This is a genomic window from Pseudonocardia terrae, assembly GCF_021343995.1.
In the GTDB taxonomy this organism is placed as follows: domain Bacteria; phylum Actinomycetota; class Actinomycetes; order Mycobacteriales; family Pseudonocardiaceae; genus Pseudonocardia; species Pseudonocardia terrae.
The window spans coordinates 71,049-86,131 of record NZ_JAJTTE010000021.1 but is presented as its reverse complement, the minus strand read 5'-3'; the positions used below and the strand labels follow the sequence as shown (position 1 = coordinate 86,131).

Genomic DNA, 15,083 nt, shown 5'->3' with positions numbered 1-15,083 from the left:
GCCCGCGTCACCGCACCAGGCGGTAGAACGCGTCACCGCACCAGGCGGTAGAAGCGGAAGAAGTCGTCGTCGATCCCGAGGACCTCCAGGTCCGCGAACCCCGCCGCGCGGGCGTAGCCGCGCAGGGTGCCCGGGCGCATCACGGTGCCGGTGCCGACCGAGTGCTCGTGCGCCATCCCGTCGGCCAGGCAGCACAGCAGGCTGTAGCTGTACATCAGCCGCTCGATCTCGTCGCCGGGTGCCGTGAAGGTCTCGGCCACCCGCTCGTCCATCACGACGACGGTGCCGCCGAGCCCGTGCATCGCGCGCAGGACCGCGACGGGATCGGGCAGGTCGTGAATGCACTCGAAGGCGAACACGACGTCGAAGGTGCCGTCGGCCGTCCCGGCGTCGGCCGCATGGAACCGGACCCGGTCGGCCACGCCGGCCTCGCGGGCGTTGCGCCGGGCGGCCTCGATCGACGGCGCGTCGAGGTCGAAGCCGTCGACGGTCACCTCGGGGTAGGCCAGGGCGATCCCGATCGCGGACCAGCCGTGCCCGCAGCCGACGTCGGCGACCCGGGCCGCGGCTCGCAGCGCGGCGTCGACGTCGGGGACCGCGGGCAGGTACTCGCGGCCCAGCGGGCCGAGGAACATCGGCCGGTTCGCGGCGGCCTGGGCCTCGCGCGCGTCGGCACCGTGCTGCGCCCACGACACCCCGCCACCGGTGCGGAAGGCCTCCGCGAGCAGGTCCTCGGACCGAGCGCGGAGACCCGGGCGCCTCGGGGCACCTGCGGGCCGCGGTGGCGCTGGCGGAGGAGGCCGACTCCGCGTTCGTCGCCGGGATCGCCCGGCACACCCTGCTCACCTCGGCGGTGCGGCGCGGCGGGGCCCCGCTCGCCGAGCTGCGGCCGCTGCTGGAGCACTGGCACCGCTCGGGGTCCTGGAACCACACCTGGGTCGCGGTCCGCGCGCCACCCCCGCGTTCGGCCCGGACCTGGAGCGGGAACGGCAGGTGGAGGCCGCGGCCCGCGCCGCCCTGGGGCCCCGTCTCGACACCGCGCTCCTCGACGGCGCCGGGCTCGGCGACACCGCCGCGTTCGCGCTGGCCGTGCGGCTCACAGCGGTCGGGTCCCGGGTCCCCCCGCTCGGGACTTAAGTCCCTAGAACCCGTTCCAGGCCTGGGCCAGGCTCGGTGTCCGCGGCGGTGGGAGGGGGACGCCCGGCCGGCGATCGGATCCCGCTCGGACCCGACCCCGACCGGTGCCGCGTGGGCTCGGCCGGAGGGCACGCCGGCCGAGCCCACTCATGTCCGCACCCCGACACCTCCACCGGTACGGGTGGTCCGTGGGCGCGCGGCCGCCGGGATGGTTACGGTCCGATCATGAGCAGCATCGTCGAGAAGGCCACCACCCTGCGCCGGCTGCACGAGGCGCCCGAGCTCCTGCTCGTCGTCAACGTGTGGGACGCGATCACCGCCCAGGTCGTGGCGCGGACCCCCGGCACGAAGGCGCTGGCCACCGCCAGCCACGGCATCGCCGCCTCCCGCGGCTACGAGGACGGCGAGAACATCCCCCGCGACGAGATGATCGCCGAGGTCGGGCTGATCGCCCGGGTCGCGGGCGACCTCCCGGTGACCGCCGACCTCGAGGCCGGCTACGGCGACCCCGGCGGCACGATCGCCCGCGCGATCGACGTGGGCGTCGTCGGCGCGAACCTCGAGGACCGGATGAAGCCGCTGGCGGACTCGGTGAAGGCGGTCGAGGCCGCGATCGCCGCCGGCGAGAAGGCCGGTGTGCCGTTCGTGCTCAACGCCCGCACGGACGCGTTCCTCAAGGCAGGCGACCGGGACCCCGAGGAGGTCCTGGCCGACGCGATCGAGCGCGGCCGCGCCTACCTCGACGCCGGGGCGACCACCTTCTTCGTGCCGGGCAGGCTCGACGAGACAACCGTCGGACGCCTGGTGGAGGCGCTCGGCGAGCGCACGGTCAACCTCATCGGCGTGCCCGGCTCGATCCCGCTCGCGACCGCGCAGAAGCTCGGCGTCGCGCGCGTCTCCTACGGCCCCTGGAGCCAGAACACCGCGCTGACCGCTCTGGCGAAGCTGGCCGAGGACGTCTACGCCGGCGGCGGGCTGCCCGCCGACACCCGCAAACTCAACTGATGCCCCCAGACGCCCGCTAGTGGCTCCCGCGGCGGATCTCCCAGAAGCTCGGCCCGACCGGGTCCGGGAAGTCCCCGCGGGCGACGAAGTAGCCGTCGGCGTCGACGGTGATCGGCAGCTGCGGCAGCGGTCGGGCGGCGGGACCGAAGATCGGGCGGCCCCCTTCGGTGATGGCGAACTCGGACTGGTGGCAGGGACACAGGAGGATCTGCTGCTGGCTGTCGTACAGGGTGGCCGGGCAGCCGAGGTGCGTGCAGATCTTGGAGAAGGCGTAGAAGTCGCCGTGGTGGAGGTCCTCGCGGCCGGGGAGGTTCCGTACCTGCGTATCCGGCGGTAGCCGGAGGAGCTGGACCGGGTTGTCCGGGGACGACTCGGCGTCGCGCAGCTTCTCGATGTCGCCCCGCTCGCTCTCGCGGAAGGGCACGACCGTGACGACGCCGTCCTGGTCGATGTCCTCGGGCCGCACTCGCCTGATGTCGGTCGGGTCCCCGGTGGCGATGCGCAGGTAGACCGTCTCCCCGCCGATCGGCTTCCATCCGGTGGTCCAGAGCGGGGAGTCGTCGCGCCCCTCCCACGGGTTGCGGACCAGCCCCCCGAGTCCGACCATCCCGCCGACGAGACCGAGGATGCCGAATGCGGTGATCCCCAGCCGGCGGACCATCGTCCGGCGGCCGAACCCGGTCTGCTCACCGGCTTCGGCGAAGGTCGCGGCCGCGGTGAAGCGCTCTGTCTCGGGCGAGGGCCCGATCTCGAGCTCCTGCACCGCGACCTCGTTCGGGTAAAAGCTCTTGACGTAGAGCACCATTGCGGCAGCCAGCGCGGCGACCATGCCGAAGAAGGTGATCCCGAGGAGCGGCGTGTAGAAGAGATACGTCGTGTGGCCGGGCGCGCCTGGCGGGACGTAGGCGCTGGGCCACAGGTTGTAGACCCAGATGAAGGCGCCGGCGAACATCAGCGACGCCACCAGCAGCAGCGTGACGAGCCGGCGCCTGCGCCGCTCGCTCCGGGCGTCGGCCGCGCCCCGGCCCGGCTCCTCGGCGGCGACTCGAACTCCGTCGAGGGAGTTGCCGAGCTCGACCAGCTCCTTGCGGCTCATCCGCTGCAGTTCGGGCCCGGTGAGGTCCTTCTCGCTGCTCACGAACGGGCCCCGATCCACGCGGCGACCAGGACCAGTGCCCCGAGGCCGACCAGGAAGGCGATGACACCCTCCGTCGACGGGCCGAGCTCGCCGAGGTCGTACCCGCCCGGGGCGTTGTTCTGACCGCGCACGGCCAGCACGTAGGCGATGATGTCCTTCTTCTCCTCGGGCGTGAGCTGCTTGTCGCTGAACACCGGCATGGCCATTGGCCCGCTGAGCATCGCGGTGTACATCTGCTCCGGGGTCGCGGCCTCGAGCCGGGGCGGGTAGCGGCCGGCCCCGAGGATCCCGCCGCGGCCGGTGAAGTTGTGGCAGTAGGCGCAGTTGAGTCGGAACAGGTCGCCGCCGTGCCCGACGTCCGAGCCGATCAGCTGCGGCCCCGTCTCGGCCGGCACCTGCGGCCCGCCGCCGACGGACTGGATGTAGGCGCCCAGCGCGGCCAGGTTCGCCCGACCCTGGTCGGTGTCGGGGTCGAACTCGGGGGCGGGGACCCTGCGGTACCCGCGGTCCTCGGAGCGCGCCAGCGGCATGCGCCCGGTGGAGACCTGGAAGTAGACGGCGGCGTCGCCGACCCCGACCAGGCTCGGCCCGCGGTCCGGCGCGCCCTGCAGGTTCGAGCCGTGGCAGCTGATGCAGGCCTGCTCGTACAGCGCGCGCCCCTGGTCGATCTGCGCCTGCCCGGACTGCGCGGACGCCGTCTGCGGGGCGGGGACGAGCAGCGTGTACGCCCCGCCCAGCGCGACCAGGGCCGCCAGGACGAGCAGGGCGTGCCGTACACGACGGGTCATCGCTGCTGCTCCTCGCCGACGGGTTCGGGGGAGGTGGCCGGCCGCTGGTCCACGCGGGCGCCGCCGTAGTCGAGCGGGATCGGCCGGCCCTCCCGGTCCGCCCCGCCGGGTGGGCGGCGGACCTCGATGTAGACCCCGTCGGGCCGCTCCTGCAGCACCCCGGTGTGCGCCCCACGCTCGAGCACGTCGCGGTCGGCGCGCTGCAGGCCGACGCAGATCCGCTTCGTCACCATGAATGCGAGCGGCGGGAGCACGATCACCCCGATCCGCCCCGCCCACACCAGCAGTTCGAAGGGAACGTCGAAGGTCGCCGAGAGCACGTCCGTGGCGCCCGAGGCGAACAGGACGCCGTAGAAGGTCAGTCCCATGGCCCCGACGGCCGTGCGGGTCGGGTTGTCGCGCGGGCGCTGCAACAGCTGGTGATGGCGCCAGTCCCGGTTGGCCCACCGTTCGAGGAAGGGATAGGCGGCGAGCAGCGCGAACATCACCAGCGGTAGGAACACCCCCGGCCAGAACGGGGCGGGCACGGTGTAGGAGCCCAGGTGGATCTCCGCACGCGGCCACAGCCGCAGGCCACCGATGAGAAAGCCCGCGTACCAGTCGGGCTGGATATAGGTCGACGCGGCGGACGGGTCGTACGGGCCCCACAGGAAGACGGGGTTGATCTGGAACGCCCCGGCGAGCAGGCCGAGCACCGCCAGCACCCAGAGCCCGTTCGCGATCGTGTTCGTGCCGAATCCCGGCACCGCACGCTCCCCCACGACGTTCTTCTCGCGGGCCCCGGGGCCGGGGAAGTGGGTGTGCTTCTGATACCAGACCAGCCCGACGTGCAACGCGATGATCGCGATGAGCAGGCCCGGGATGAGAAGCACGTGGGCGATGTAGAAGCGAGAGATCCAGATCTCGCCGGCGTACGGTCCGCCGAACACCATCCAGTGCAGCCACGTCCCGATCAGCGGGATGGACAGGAGCAGGCCGGAGATGATGCGCACGCCCAGTCCGGACAGCAGGTCGTCGATCTGGGAGTACCCGAGGTAGCCCTCGAAGATCCCCAGCAGCAGCAACGCGACACCGCCCACCCAAGTCAGCTCCCTGGGCCGGCGGAACGCACCGGTGAAGAAGTTCCGGCACATGTGCAGCACCATCGACGCGACGAACACCACGGCCGCCCAGTGGTGCAACTGCCGCACGAACAGCCCGCCGCGGACGTCGAAGGAGATGTCCAACGCCGACTCGTAGGCCCGGGACATGTACTCGCCCCGGGCCGGGAGGTAGGAGCCGAGGTAGACGACCTCGTGGGTGTCCGGCACGAAGAAGAACGAGAGGTAGACCCCGGAGAGCACCAGCACCACGAACGAGTACAGCGCGAACTCGCCCCAGAAGAACGAATGGTGCTTCGGGAACACGTGCGACGCCTGTCTCCGGGCCGCCGCGGCGATGCTCAACCGCCGGTCCAGCGCGTTCGCGGTCCCGCGCGCCAGGCTCCGCGCCACCAGCCCCACCCGTCACCTCCGCCGTCGACCCCGCCCACCACCGGCCGCGTGAGCGGCCCGTACCCGTGGCCGGACGGTCCAAACGCACCACGGTCCCGCCGGGAAGAGTGGGGCGCGGGGGGCCGCACCGCGACCCGGGACCCGGATCGCAAGGCCGCCGCAAGGTGATCGACACGCGCTCGACGACCCTCGTCGTCGGACCTTGCGGTCGTCTTGCGGTCGTCCTGCAATGGCCGTTCTCGCCGCGCGGCGCCACCGGGCGCCCGGTTAAGTCGTCGCCGCGACCACGGTGATCCCCGAGGAGGTGGGTCCGGCCGGCAACGGCCTGTTTGGACGCGACGCAGCCGGGTACCAGCGCGGCGGCTGCAACGGGGCGAGGACGGACGCGACGACGGGAGTGGCGCTCGGTGGACTACCGCGGAGTGTTCGATCAGGTCTTCGGGCTGCAGGTGTGGATCGCTGTCGGGGTCTTCGTGCTGGTGACGGGCCTGCTGCTCGGCGCCCTGGTGGTCAACCGCGCCCGGCGGCGGGACAAGCTGCCGTTCGCCGCCTCCCAGAACAACCCCATCGAGATCACCTTCGCGGTCTTCCTGGGCGGTGCGGCGGCGTTCCTGGTCTGGCTGAGCCTGTCGAACAACCACAAGCTCGACTACGGCGACACCCTGGCGGTGGCGCAGCAGACCGGCCTGGCGCCGGGGCAGCAACCCGTGCGCGTCGACGTCACGGCGTTCCAGTGGTGCTGGAGCGCGGCCTACCCGGGCTCCAGCACGCTCGTCAGCGGTTCCTGCGCCACACCGGCCGACCGCCCGGTGATCGTCGTGCCGCAGGGCCGGCCCGTCGAGTTCTCGCTCACCTCGCGCGACGTCGTGCACGCCTTCTGGATCCCGGACCTGGCCGTCAAGCGCGACGCCTACCCCGACCACGTCAACACGCTGCTGATGACCTTCCCGGAGACCGGGCAGTGGCTGGGCCGCTGCTCGGAGTTCTGCGGCACCTACCACATGGACATGGACTTCTACGTGCGTGCCGTACCGCCGGACCAGTACCAGGCCTTCCTGCAGACCGGGGCGCTGCCGGCCGGGGCCGCCGCGTGACCGCCACCGAGCCCCGGGCCCCGCTCGAGCAGCCGCAGCCGACGCCGCGCCGGGTCCGTACGACCGTCCTGGCCTGGGCGACCAGCACCGACCACAAGCGGATCGGGCTGCTGACCCTGGGCACCGCGATCGTGCTGATGATCGCCATCGGGGCGCTGGCGCTGACCATGCGCGCCCAGCTCGCCCAGCCGCAGATGGACGTGCTCTCCCCGGACCGCTACAACCAGTTCTTCACGATCCACGGCACGGGAATGATCTACCTGGTCATGACCCCGTTCGCCATCGGACTGGGGCTCTACCTGGTGCCGCTGCAGATCGGCGCGCCGAACGTCGCCGCCCCGCGCACGACGATGCTGGGCTACTGGCTCTACCTCGGCGGCGCCGTCACCCTGCTCTCCGGCTTCGCCACCTCCAGCGGGGCGGCCGACCACGGCTGGTACGCCTACCCGCCGCTCGCGAGCACCCGTTTCACGCCGGGGCCCGGGGTGGACCTCTGGATCGCCGGCGTGGCGCTCGCCGGCACCGGCCTGTTGCTGATGGCCGCGACGGTGCTGTGGACGGCCCTGGTCAAACGGGCCAAGGGCATGACGCTGCTGCGCATGCCGGTGTTCTCCTGGTCGGTCGTCGCCACCAACCTCATGGTGATCGGGGCGTTCCCCTCGCTGCTGGTCGCGATGGGCATCCTCGCCGCGGGCCGCGTCAACCCGGCGATCTTCAGCGACAACACCTGGAACATCGGCTACCAGCACGTCTTCTGGTTCTTCGGGCACCCCGTCGTCTACGTGATGTTCTTCCCGTTCGTCGGCGCCGTGGCCGAGGTGCTCGCCGTGTTCGGGGCCCGGCGGTACTTCGGCTACAAGGGCACCGTCGTGGCGCTGCTGGCCTTCGCCGCGCTGTCGATGAGCGTGTGGGGCCACCACATGTTCAGCACCGGCCAGGCGGAGAACGACTACTACTCATTGACCTCGATCCTGCTGCTCGTCCCGGCCGGGCTCGAGTACTTCGGCTTCCTCGCCACGCTGCTCGGTGGGCGGCTGCGCTTCCCGACCCCGATGCTGTTCGCGGTGGCCTTCGTGCCGCAGTTCCTGATCGGCGGCCTCACCGGGATCATGATCGCCACGCCGGTGGTGGACTACCAGGTCACGGACTCGTACTTCATCGTCGGGCACTGGCACTACACGCTCGCCGCCGGCAGCCTGTTCGGCTTCTTCGCCGGGTTCTACTACTGGTTCCCCAAGGCCACCGGCCTGCTGCTGCGCGAGCGGATGGCCAAGGCCCACTTCTGGTTCTGGCTGGTCGGCACGAACGTCACCTTCCTGCCGATGTTCTGGCTGGGGCTGCACGGCATGCCCCGCCGCATCGCGAGCTACCTGCCGCAGGACGGCTTCGGGACCGCCAACCTGATCGCCACCCTCGGCTCCGGGCTGCTCGCGATCGGCACCGTGCTGTTCGTGGTCGACGTCGTCGTGTCGGTCGTCCGGCCGCGGCGGGCGCCCGACGACCCGTGGGGCGGCTTCACACTGGAGTGGGCCACCTCGTCGCCGCCTCCCCCGCACAACTTCGACCCGGCCCATCCCCTGCCGCCGGTCCGCAGCTACGCCCCCCTGCTCGACCTCCGCGCCGAGGAGGGCAGGGCATGACGGGCACCCCACCCTCCGCCCCGACGTCCGGTCCGGCGGCCGCACCCGTCCCACCCGACCCGGTGGGGCGGGCCGTGCTGCCGCCCTCCCGGATCGGCGAGCTGCGGACCGGTCACCTCGTCGTCGGCGCCTGGGTCGCCGGCAACGGCGTCCTCGCGGGGATCATGCTCGGCTTCCGGCCGCAGCCGATCTCGATGCTGCTCTGGCTGTTCGACCTGCTGCTGGTCTCGGGGTTCGGCCTCGCGGTCGTCATCGCCCTCCGCACCCGGCGGGGGGTCGGCACCACCGTGCGGATGCCGGTGCGCAGCACGGCCGCCGTGCTCACCGCGATCGGGCTCACGGTGGCCGGCCTCGCGCTCGCCTACGGCTGGCTCTGGCTGCTGGTCGCGATCTACCCGCTGATCGCCGCGGCGGTGCTCGTGCGGGGCGAGCGCGTCCCCGCCGGGACCCGGCCTGAACCGGCCGCGCTCGACGGCATGCCGCCGGCCCCGAACCCCCGCCCGCAGGAGTACGACGGCACCACCACGGGTGAGGCGGTCCCGGTGCCGGCCGGTCACCCCGCTCGGGCCCTCCCCGACGACCCGGATGCTTCGCCGACGGCCGAGCCGCCCCGCCGGCACGGCCTGCCGCTCGTGCTGCTCACCGCGGTGCCGGCCGCCGGCCGGGCGCTCGTCGACGTCTTCCGCCGGAGGCCGCGATGAGCGCCTTCGCGCAGGTGGCGCACATGGCCACGGACGGGCTGCTGGTCTCCGTGCTCGCCCCGCTGCTGCTCCTGCTGCTGCGGGCGCTGGGCGTCGAGCCGCCCACGCTCCCTGCGGTCGTGGTCGCGCCCGGGTTCGTGCTGCTCCACGCCGCGGTGACGCTGCTGCCCCCGCTGGCCGGGGTCGCGCCGGTCCTGCTGCTGGCCGGCGGCGTGCTGTTCTGGACACCGGTCCTCGGCCGCCGGCGGCTCTCGCCGGCCGGCCGGATCGTCTACCTCTTCGCGACCATGCCCGCGCTCGACCTCCCCGGCGTCTGGCTCGTCGCCCGCGGCGACGGGCCGGGCGGGATCGCCATGGTCGTCGGGATGCTGCCGATCGGCCTGACCGCCCTTGCCCTGGCCTGGCGCTGGACGGTCGACGAGGAACGACGTGCCGCGGCGGAGGAGTCCGCCCACGAGACGGCGAGGAGCTGACCGTGCCGAACCACGAACAGGACCACGAGGGGGACGACGCCGACCACGTGCTCGGCGTGCCGGTCCGCAACCCGACGAGCCGCGAGGCGGTCCACGACTGGATCCGACGGCGGGTGGTGCAGGACCCCGCGATGCGCGCGGCGCAGCACAGGAACGACGAACAGCAGGAGGCCGAGTAGCCGATGGGCATCAAGACCTGGATCGAGTCCTGGCCCGTCTACCGCCAGCTGACCGACGACGACCCGCTGGGCCGGGGCTCGGCCGCGAAGAGCCGGACCAGCAGCACGCTGCGGCCCCGGATCACCGACGCCGACCACGTCACCAAGTCGATCTGCCCGTTCTGCGCCGTGGGCTGCGGGCAGAACGTGTACGTCAAGGAGGGCAAGGTCGTCCAGATCGAGGGCGACCCCGACTCCCCGGTCAGCCGCGGCCGGTTGTGCCCCCGCGGCTCGTCGAGCCTGCAGCTCACCACCGGCGACGCCCGTGAGTACACCGTCCGGTACCGGCGTCCGGGCGGCACCGACTGGGAGGACCTGGACCTCGACACGGCGATGGACATGATCGCCGACCGGGTGATCGCCAGCCGCGCGGAGGGCTGGCAGTGGGAGCACGAGGGCAAGCGCGTCCGGCGCACCATGGGCTTCGCCAGCCTCGGCGGGGCGACGCTGGACAACGAGGAGAACTACCTCATCAAGAAGCTGTTCACCGCGTTGGGCGCGATCCAGATCGAGAACCAGGCGCGCATTTGACACTCCGCCACCGTCCCCGGTCTGGGGACCAGCTTCGGGCGCGGCGGCGCCACGACGTTCCAGCAGGACCTGCAGAACTCCGACTGCATCCTCATCGAGGGCTCGAACATGGCCGAGTGCCACCCGGTCGGGTTCCAGTGGGTGATGGAGGCGAAGGCGCGCGGGGCCACGGTGATCCACGTCGACCCCCGCTTCACCCGGACCAGCGCGCTGGCGGACCTGCACGTCCCGCTGCGCGCCGGCACCGATATCGCGTTCCTCGGCGGCATCATCAACCACGTCCTGCAGAACGAGAAGTACTTCCACGACTACGTCGTGGCGTACACGAACGCGGCCACGATCGTGGGCGAGGACTTCCGCGACACCGAGGACCTCGCGGGCGTGTTCTCCGGCCTCGACCGTGAGGACAAGTCCTACGACTTCGAGACCTGGCACTACGAGGGCGGCATGGTCCAGGCGGCCTCCGGCGAACGGGACCAGGTCGGGTCCGAACGCGTCAAGGAGTCCGACGGGGCGGGGTCCGACGGGGCGCGGTCCGATCAGGCGCGGTCCGATCAGGCGCGGTCCGACGGTGACGGGTCGGGCGGGCGCAAGTCCCGCGCGAGCGGCGTCAAACGGGCCGCGCGCGGGGAGGCCCACGGGTCGGGCGGGGCCGGCATCAGCGGCGAGTTCGAGACCGACGAGACGCTGCAGCACCCGCGCACCGTGTTCCAGATCCTGAAGCGGCACTTCGCCCGCTACACCCCCGAGCTGGTCGCCGAGACCTGCGGGGTGCCGGAGGAGACGTTCCTCCGGGTGTGCGAGCTGCTCGAGGAGAACTCCACGCCCGAGCGGACCAGCGCGTTCGTGTACTCGGTGGGCTGGACCCACCACACCGTGGGCGTGCAGTACATCCGCACCGCGTCGATCCTGCAGGCCCTGCTCGGCAACATCGGCCGCCCGGGCGGCGGGATCCTCGCCCTGCGCGGACACGCGAGCATCCAGGGCAGCACGGACATCCCGACGCTGTTCAACATCCTGCCCGGCTACATCCCGATGCCCCACGCGGAGTCCTCGCCGGACCTGACGACATTCGTGTCGGCGGAGAAGGCCGAGAAGGGCTACTGGGCCGAGCTCGGGTCCTACCTGGTCAGCCTGCTCAAGTCGTACTGGGGTCCGGCCGCCACGCCCGACAACGACTTCTGCTTCGACTACCTGCCCCGGCTCACCGGCAGCCACAGCTCCTTCGAGACCGTGATGGCCCAGCTCGAGGGCGAGTGCACCGGCTTCTTCGTCCTCGGGGAGAACCCGGCCGTCGGGTCGGCCAACGCGAAGATGCAACGGCTGGCCATGGCCAGCCTGGACTGGCTGGTCGTGCGGGACTTCTCCCTGATCGAGTCGGCGACCTGGTGGAAGGACGGGCCCGAGATCGAGACCGGGGAGCTGCGCACCGAGGACATCGGCACCGAGGTGTTCTTCCTGCCCGCCGCCGCGCACACCGAGAAGGACGGCAGCTTCACCAACACCCAGCGGCTGCTCCAGTGGCACCACCAGGCCGTCGAACCGGCCGGTGACGTCCGCAGCGACCTGTGGTTCCTGTTCCACCTGGGCCGCAGGATCCGGGAGAAGCTCGCCGGCAGCACGGACGAGCGGGACCGCCCGGTGCTCGACCTCACGTGGGACTACCCCACCAAGGGCAGTACCGACGAGCCCGAGGCCGAAGCCGTCCTCGCCGAGATCAACGGCTGGGACGGCCATGGCACGCCGCTCTCGTCCTACCAGCAGCTGCGCGACGACGGCTCCACCGCCTGCGGGTGCTGGATCTACTGCGGCACCTACGCCGACGGGGTCAACCAGGCCGCCCGCCGCAAGCCGGGCACCGAGCAGGACTGGGTCGCCCACGAGTGGGGCTGGGCCTGGCCGGCGAACCGGCGCATCCTCTACAACCGCGCCTCGGCCGCGCCCGACGGCGCACCATGGAGCGAACGCAAGGCCTACGTGTGGTGGGACCCGGACGAGAAGAAGTGGGTGGGCCACGACGTCCCGGACTTCTCCCCCACCAAGGCCCCCGACCACGTCCCGCCGAAGGACGCGACCGGCGTCGCGGCCCTCTCGGGCACGGACGCGTTCATCATGCAGGCCGACGGCAAGGCGTGGCTCTACGTACCGGCGGGGCTGACCGACGGCCCGCTCCCGGCCCACTACGAGCCGCAGGAGTCGCCCGTGGCCAACCCCGTCTACCCGGAGCAGCGCAACCCGGCCCGGCAGATCGACTCGGTGGTGCACCCGGAGAACCGGTTCCAGCCCAGCGGCGACGAGCCCGGCGCGCAGGTCTACCCCTACGCGCTGACCACCTACCGCATCGCCGAGCACCACACCGCGGGCGGGATGAGCCGCTGGTCGCCCTACCTCTCCGAGCTCGCGCCGGCGATGTTCTGCGAGGTCTCGCCCGAGCTGGCCCGCGAACGTGGGCTCACGCACGGCGGCTGGGCCCACGTCGTCACCGCCCGCAACGTGATCGAGGCCCGGGTGATGGTCACCGACCGCATCCCGGACCTGCGCGTCCGCGGGGAGGTGCTGCACCAGGTCGGGCTGCCCTACCACTGGGGGGCCAACGGCCTGGTCACCGGCGACGCGGCCAACGAGCTCACGAGCCTCGTGATGGACCCGAACGTGCACATCATGGAGACCAAGGCCCTCGCCTGCGACATCCGGCCGGGCCGCCGACCGCGCGGACCGGACCGGCCCGCGCTGGTCGAGTCCTACCGGCGGCGGGCCGGGATCACGGAGCGGACCGGTGTGGACGACACCGGCGCCACCAGGACGGGAGGAACGGCATGACCGCGCCGCCGCGGATGGGCTTCTTCACCGACACCTCGGTCTGCATCGGCTGCAAGGCCTGCGAGGTCGCCTGCAAGGAGTGGAACGCCATCCCCGCGGACTTCCCGGAGGGCGGGTTCACGGGCACCTCGATGGACAGCAGCGAGGGGCTCGGCGCCGACACGTGGCGGCACGTCGCGTTCGTGGAGCAGCGCCGGCCGCTCGGCGGGCAGGACCCGGGCGTCCCGCGCACCGCCCCGACCCCGCACGACGTCGCCCACCTCGACGTGCTGTCGCTCGCCGGGCAGGGCGCGTCGAGCGCGCCGGCGCACATCCCGGCCTCGCCCGCGGAGCCGGGCCCGGCCGGCGACTTCCGGTGGCTCATGTCGTCGGACGTGTGCAAGCACTGCACCCACGCCGCCTGCCTGGACGTCTGCCCCACCGGGTCGCTGTTCCGCACCGAGTTCGGCACCGTCGTCGTGCAGGAGGACATCTGCAACGGCTGCGGCTACTGCGTCCCCGCCTGCCCGTACGGCGTGATCGACCAGCGCAAGGACGACGGCCGGGTGTGGAAGTGCACGCTCTGCTACGACCGGATCGGCGTGGGCGCCGAACCCGCCTGCGCCAAGGCGTGCCCGACCGACTCCATCCAGTTCGGCCCGCTCGACGAGCTGCGCGAGCGGGCCGACGCCCGGCTCGCCCAGCTGCACGGGGCCGGGATCGACGAGGCCCGGCTCTACGGCCGCGATCCGGCCGACGGCGTCGGCGGGGACGGCGCGTTCTTCCTGCTCCTCGACGAGCCGGAGGTCTACGGGCTGCCCCCGGACCCCGTGGTGACCACGCGCGACCTGCCCCGGATGTGGCGGCACGTCGGCACGGCCGCGCTGGCCCTCGTCGGCGGGGTGGCCGCCGCCTTCGCGTCCACGATCGTCACCGGCGGGAGGCGGCGATGAGCGAGTCCGACGTCACCAGGGACGGTGTGCGTGGTGCGCGCCCTGGGCGCGAGGCCACGACCGGGGCCGTCCGCGACGACGGCCGGCAGGGTGGGCGCCGCCGGCGGGACGGGCGCCGCGGACGGGGCGAACGGGCGATGGTGCCCGACGCCGACTTCCGCTCCTACTACGGCCGCTCGGTCCTCAACCCGCCGACGTGGCAGTCGCGCGACATCGCCGGCTACCTCTTCCTCGGCGGGCTGGCCGGGGCGTCGTCCCTGCTCGGGGCCGGTGCCCAGGCGACCGGACGGCCGGCCCTGGCCCGCTCCGGCAAGCTCGCCGCGATCGGGGCCGGGGCGTTGTCGCTCGCCGCGCTGGTCCACGACCTCGGCCGTCCGCTCCGGTTCCTGCACATGCTGCGGGTGTTCAAGGTGACCTCGCCGATGAGCGTCGGGTCCTGGTTGCTCGCCGGGTACGTGCCGCTCGCCGGTGTCGCGGCCGCCACCGCGGTCACCGGGCGGCTGCCTCGCGTCGGCGCCGCCGCCACCGCCGGTGCCGCCACGCTCGGCCCGGCGGTCGCCTCCTACACCGCCGCGCTGATCAGCGACACGGCCGTGCCCGCCTGGCACGACGGGCACCGGGAGATGCCCTACGTGTTCGTGGGCTCGGCCGCGACCGCCGCGGGCGGGCTCGGGCTGATCGCAGCGCCGTCGGCGGAACAGGCCCCGGCGCGCGCCCTCGCGACCCTGGGCGTCGGGACCGAGCTGGCCGCCTTCGAGCTCATGGAACGGCGGATGGGGCTGACGGCCGAGCCGTACTCCTCGGGCACCGGCGGGCGGTACGTCCGGACGTCGAAGGTCCTCGCCGTCGCCGGGCTGGCCGGGGCGGTGCTCGGCCGGCGCAGCCGGATCGCCTCCGCCGTCTCGGGCGCGGCCCTGGTCGCCGCCTCCGCCGCCACCCGCTGGGGCATCTTCCACGCGGGCCTGCAGTCCGCGAACGACCCGAAGTACACCGTCGTGCCCCAGCGGCAACGCCTCGAGGAGGGGCGCCCAGCCACCGGGACCTCCACCACGACCCACCCGGTCACGGCGCCGACCGGGGAAGGCTGAGCGACCGACCCGGCAGGGCGGGGGC

The 15,083-nt window shown here is 72.8% G+C and carries 14 protein-coding genes; 10 read left to right on the top strand and 4 right to left on the bottom strand.

The window, feature by feature from the left end:
- Positions 1-32: 32 nt before the first annotated feature.
- Positions 33-695, bottom strand: coding sequence for a class I SAM-dependent methyltransferase (locus tag LWC33_RS16140; protein ID WP_233305209.1), 663 nt, complete (start codon positions 693-695; stop codon positions 33-35).
- A gap of 298 nt (positions 696-993) precedes the next feature.
- Between LWC33_RS16140 and LWC33_RS16135 the strand changes: the two genes are divergently transcribed.
- Both LWC33_RS16135 and LWC33_RS16130 read left to right on the top strand, forming a co-directional pair.
- Positions 994-1,137 (top strand): hypothetical protein, encoded by a 144-nt coding sequence (locus tag LWC33_RS16135; RefSeq protein ID WP_233305208.1) that lies wholly within the window; start codon positions 994-996, stop codon positions 1,135-1,137.
- Positions 1,138-1,362: 225 nt separating this feature from the next.
- Positions 1,363-2,142: an isocitrate lyase/PEP mutase family protein gene (locus LWC33_RS16130; RefSeq protein ID WP_233305207.1), complete on the top strand. Its 780-nt coding sequence runs from the start codon at positions 1,363-1,365 to the stop codon at positions 2,140-2,142.
- A gap of 16 nt (positions 2,143-2,158) precedes the next feature.
- Here LWC33_RS16130 and qcrA read toward each other — a convergent pair whose 3' ends face one another.
- The 3 genes from qcrA to qcrB are packed head-to-tail and all read right to left on the bottom strand — an operon-like array spanning position 2,159 to position 5,561.
- On the bottom strand, positions 2,159-3,280 hold the full coding sequence (gene qcrA / locus LWC33_RS36050; protein WP_233305206.1) for a cytochrome bc1 complex Rieske iron-sulfur subunit: 1,122 nt from the start codon (positions 3,278-3,280) through the stop codon (positions 2,159-2,161).
- Positions 3,277-4,068 (bottom strand): cytochrome bc1 complex diheme cytochrome c subunit, encoded by a 792-nt coding sequence (qcrC, locus tag LWC33_RS16120; RefSeq protein ID WP_233305205.1) that lies wholly within the window; start codon positions 4,066-4,068, stop codon positions 3,277-3,279. The genes qcrA and qcrC overlap by 4 nt, the downstream gene beginning before the upstream one ends.
- Positions 4,065-5,561, bottom strand: a complete 1,497-nt coding sequence (qcrB, locus tag LWC33_RS16115; RefSeq protein WP_233305204.1) for a cytochrome bc1 complex cytochrome b subunit — start codon at positions 5,559-5,561, stop codon at positions 4,065-4,067. Before qcrB ends, qcrC begins: the two co-directional genes overlap by 4 nt.
- A 407-nt stretch (positions 5,562-5,968) precedes the next feature.
- On the opposite strand from qcrB, the gene LWC33_RS16110 reads away from it, so the two are divergent.
- From LWC33_RS16110 to nrfD, 8 genes are read left to right on the top strand one after another with little or no spacing between them, the layout of a single operon-like run.
- Positions 5,969-6,655 (top strand): cytochrome c oxidase subunit II, encoded by a 687-nt coding sequence (locus LWC33_RS16110; protein WP_233305203.1) that lies wholly within the window; start codon positions 5,969-5,971, stop codon positions 6,653-6,655.
- The gene (locus LWC33_RS16105; RefSeq protein ID WP_233305202.1) at positions 6,652-8,295 is read left to right on the top strand and encodes a cytochrome c oxidase subunit I; all 1,644 of its coding nucleotides are present in this window, start codon (positions 6,652-6,654) and stop codon (positions 8,293-8,295) included. Before LWC33_RS16110 ends, LWC33_RS16105 begins: the two co-directional genes overlap by 4 nt.
- Complete coding sequence (locus tag LWC33_RS16100) at positions 8,292-8,996, top strand: hypothetical protein (RefSeq protein WP_233305201.1); 705 nt, start codon at positions 8,292-8,294, stop codon at positions 8,994-8,996. Before LWC33_RS16105 ends, LWC33_RS16100 begins: the two co-directional genes overlap by 4 nt.
- Positions 8,993-9,469, top strand: a complete 477-nt coding sequence (locus tag LWC33_RS16095; protein WP_233305200.1) for a cytochrome c oxidase assembly protein — start codon at positions 8,993-8,995, stop codon at positions 9,467-9,469. Before LWC33_RS16100 ends, LWC33_RS16095 begins: the two co-directional genes overlap by 4 nt.
- A gap of 2 nt (positions 9,470-9,471) precedes the next feature.
- On the top strand, positions 9,472-9,648 hold the full coding sequence (locus LWC33_RS16090) for a hypothetical protein (protein WP_233305199.1): 177 nt from the start codon (positions 9,472-9,474) through the stop codon (positions 9,646-9,648).
- 3 nt (positions 9,649-9,651) lie between these two features.
- Positions 9,652-13,038, top strand: a complete 3,387-nt coding sequence (fdh, locus tag LWC33_RS16085; RefSeq protein WP_233305198.1) for a formate dehydrogenase — start codon at positions 9,652-9,654, stop codon at positions 13,036-13,038.
- On the top strand, positions 13,035-13,970 hold the full coding sequence (locus tag LWC33_RS16080) for a 4Fe-4S dicluster domain-containing protein (protein ID WP_233305197.1): 936 nt from the start codon (positions 13,035-13,037) through the stop codon (positions 13,968-13,970). The genes fdh and LWC33_RS16080 overlap by 4 nt, the downstream gene beginning before the upstream one ends.
- A complete protein-coding gene (gene nrfD, locus LWC33_RS16075) occupies positions 13,967-15,058 on the top strand; it encodes an NrfD/PsrC family molybdoenzyme membrane anchor subunit (protein WP_233305196.1) in 1,092 nt (363 codons plus the stop codon). The genes LWC33_RS16080 and nrfD overlap by 4 nt, the downstream gene beginning before the upstream one ends.
- The last annotated feature ends 25 nt before the right edge of the window (positions 15,059-15,083 follow it).

Bases quoted from the DNA above. Each gene is read 5' to 3' on its own strand.
- LWC33_RS16095 (WP_233305200.1), top strand. From the start codon at position 8,993: ATGAGCGCCTTCGCGCAGGTGGCGCACATGGCCACGGACGGGCTGCTG.
- LWC33_RS16130 (WP_233305207.1), top strand. From the start codon at position 1,363: ATGAGCAGCATCGTCGAGAAGGCCACCACCCTGCGCCGGCTGCACGAG.
- LWC33_RS16100 (WP_233305201.1), top strand. From the start codon at position 8,292: ATGACGGGCACCCCACCCTCCGCCCCGACGTCCGGTCCGGCGGCCGCA.
- LWC33_RS16080 (WP_233305197.1), top strand. From the start codon at position 13,035: ATGACCGCGCCGCCGCGGATGGGCTTCTTCACCGACACCTCGGTCTGC.
- nrfD (WP_233305196.1), top strand. From the start codon at position 13,967: ATGAGCGAGTCCGACGTCACCAGGGACGGTGTGCGTGGTGCGCGCCCT.
- qcrC (WP_233305205.1), bottom strand. From the start codon at position 4,068: ATGACCCGTCGTGTACGGCACGCCCTGCTCGTCCTGGCGGCCCTGGTC.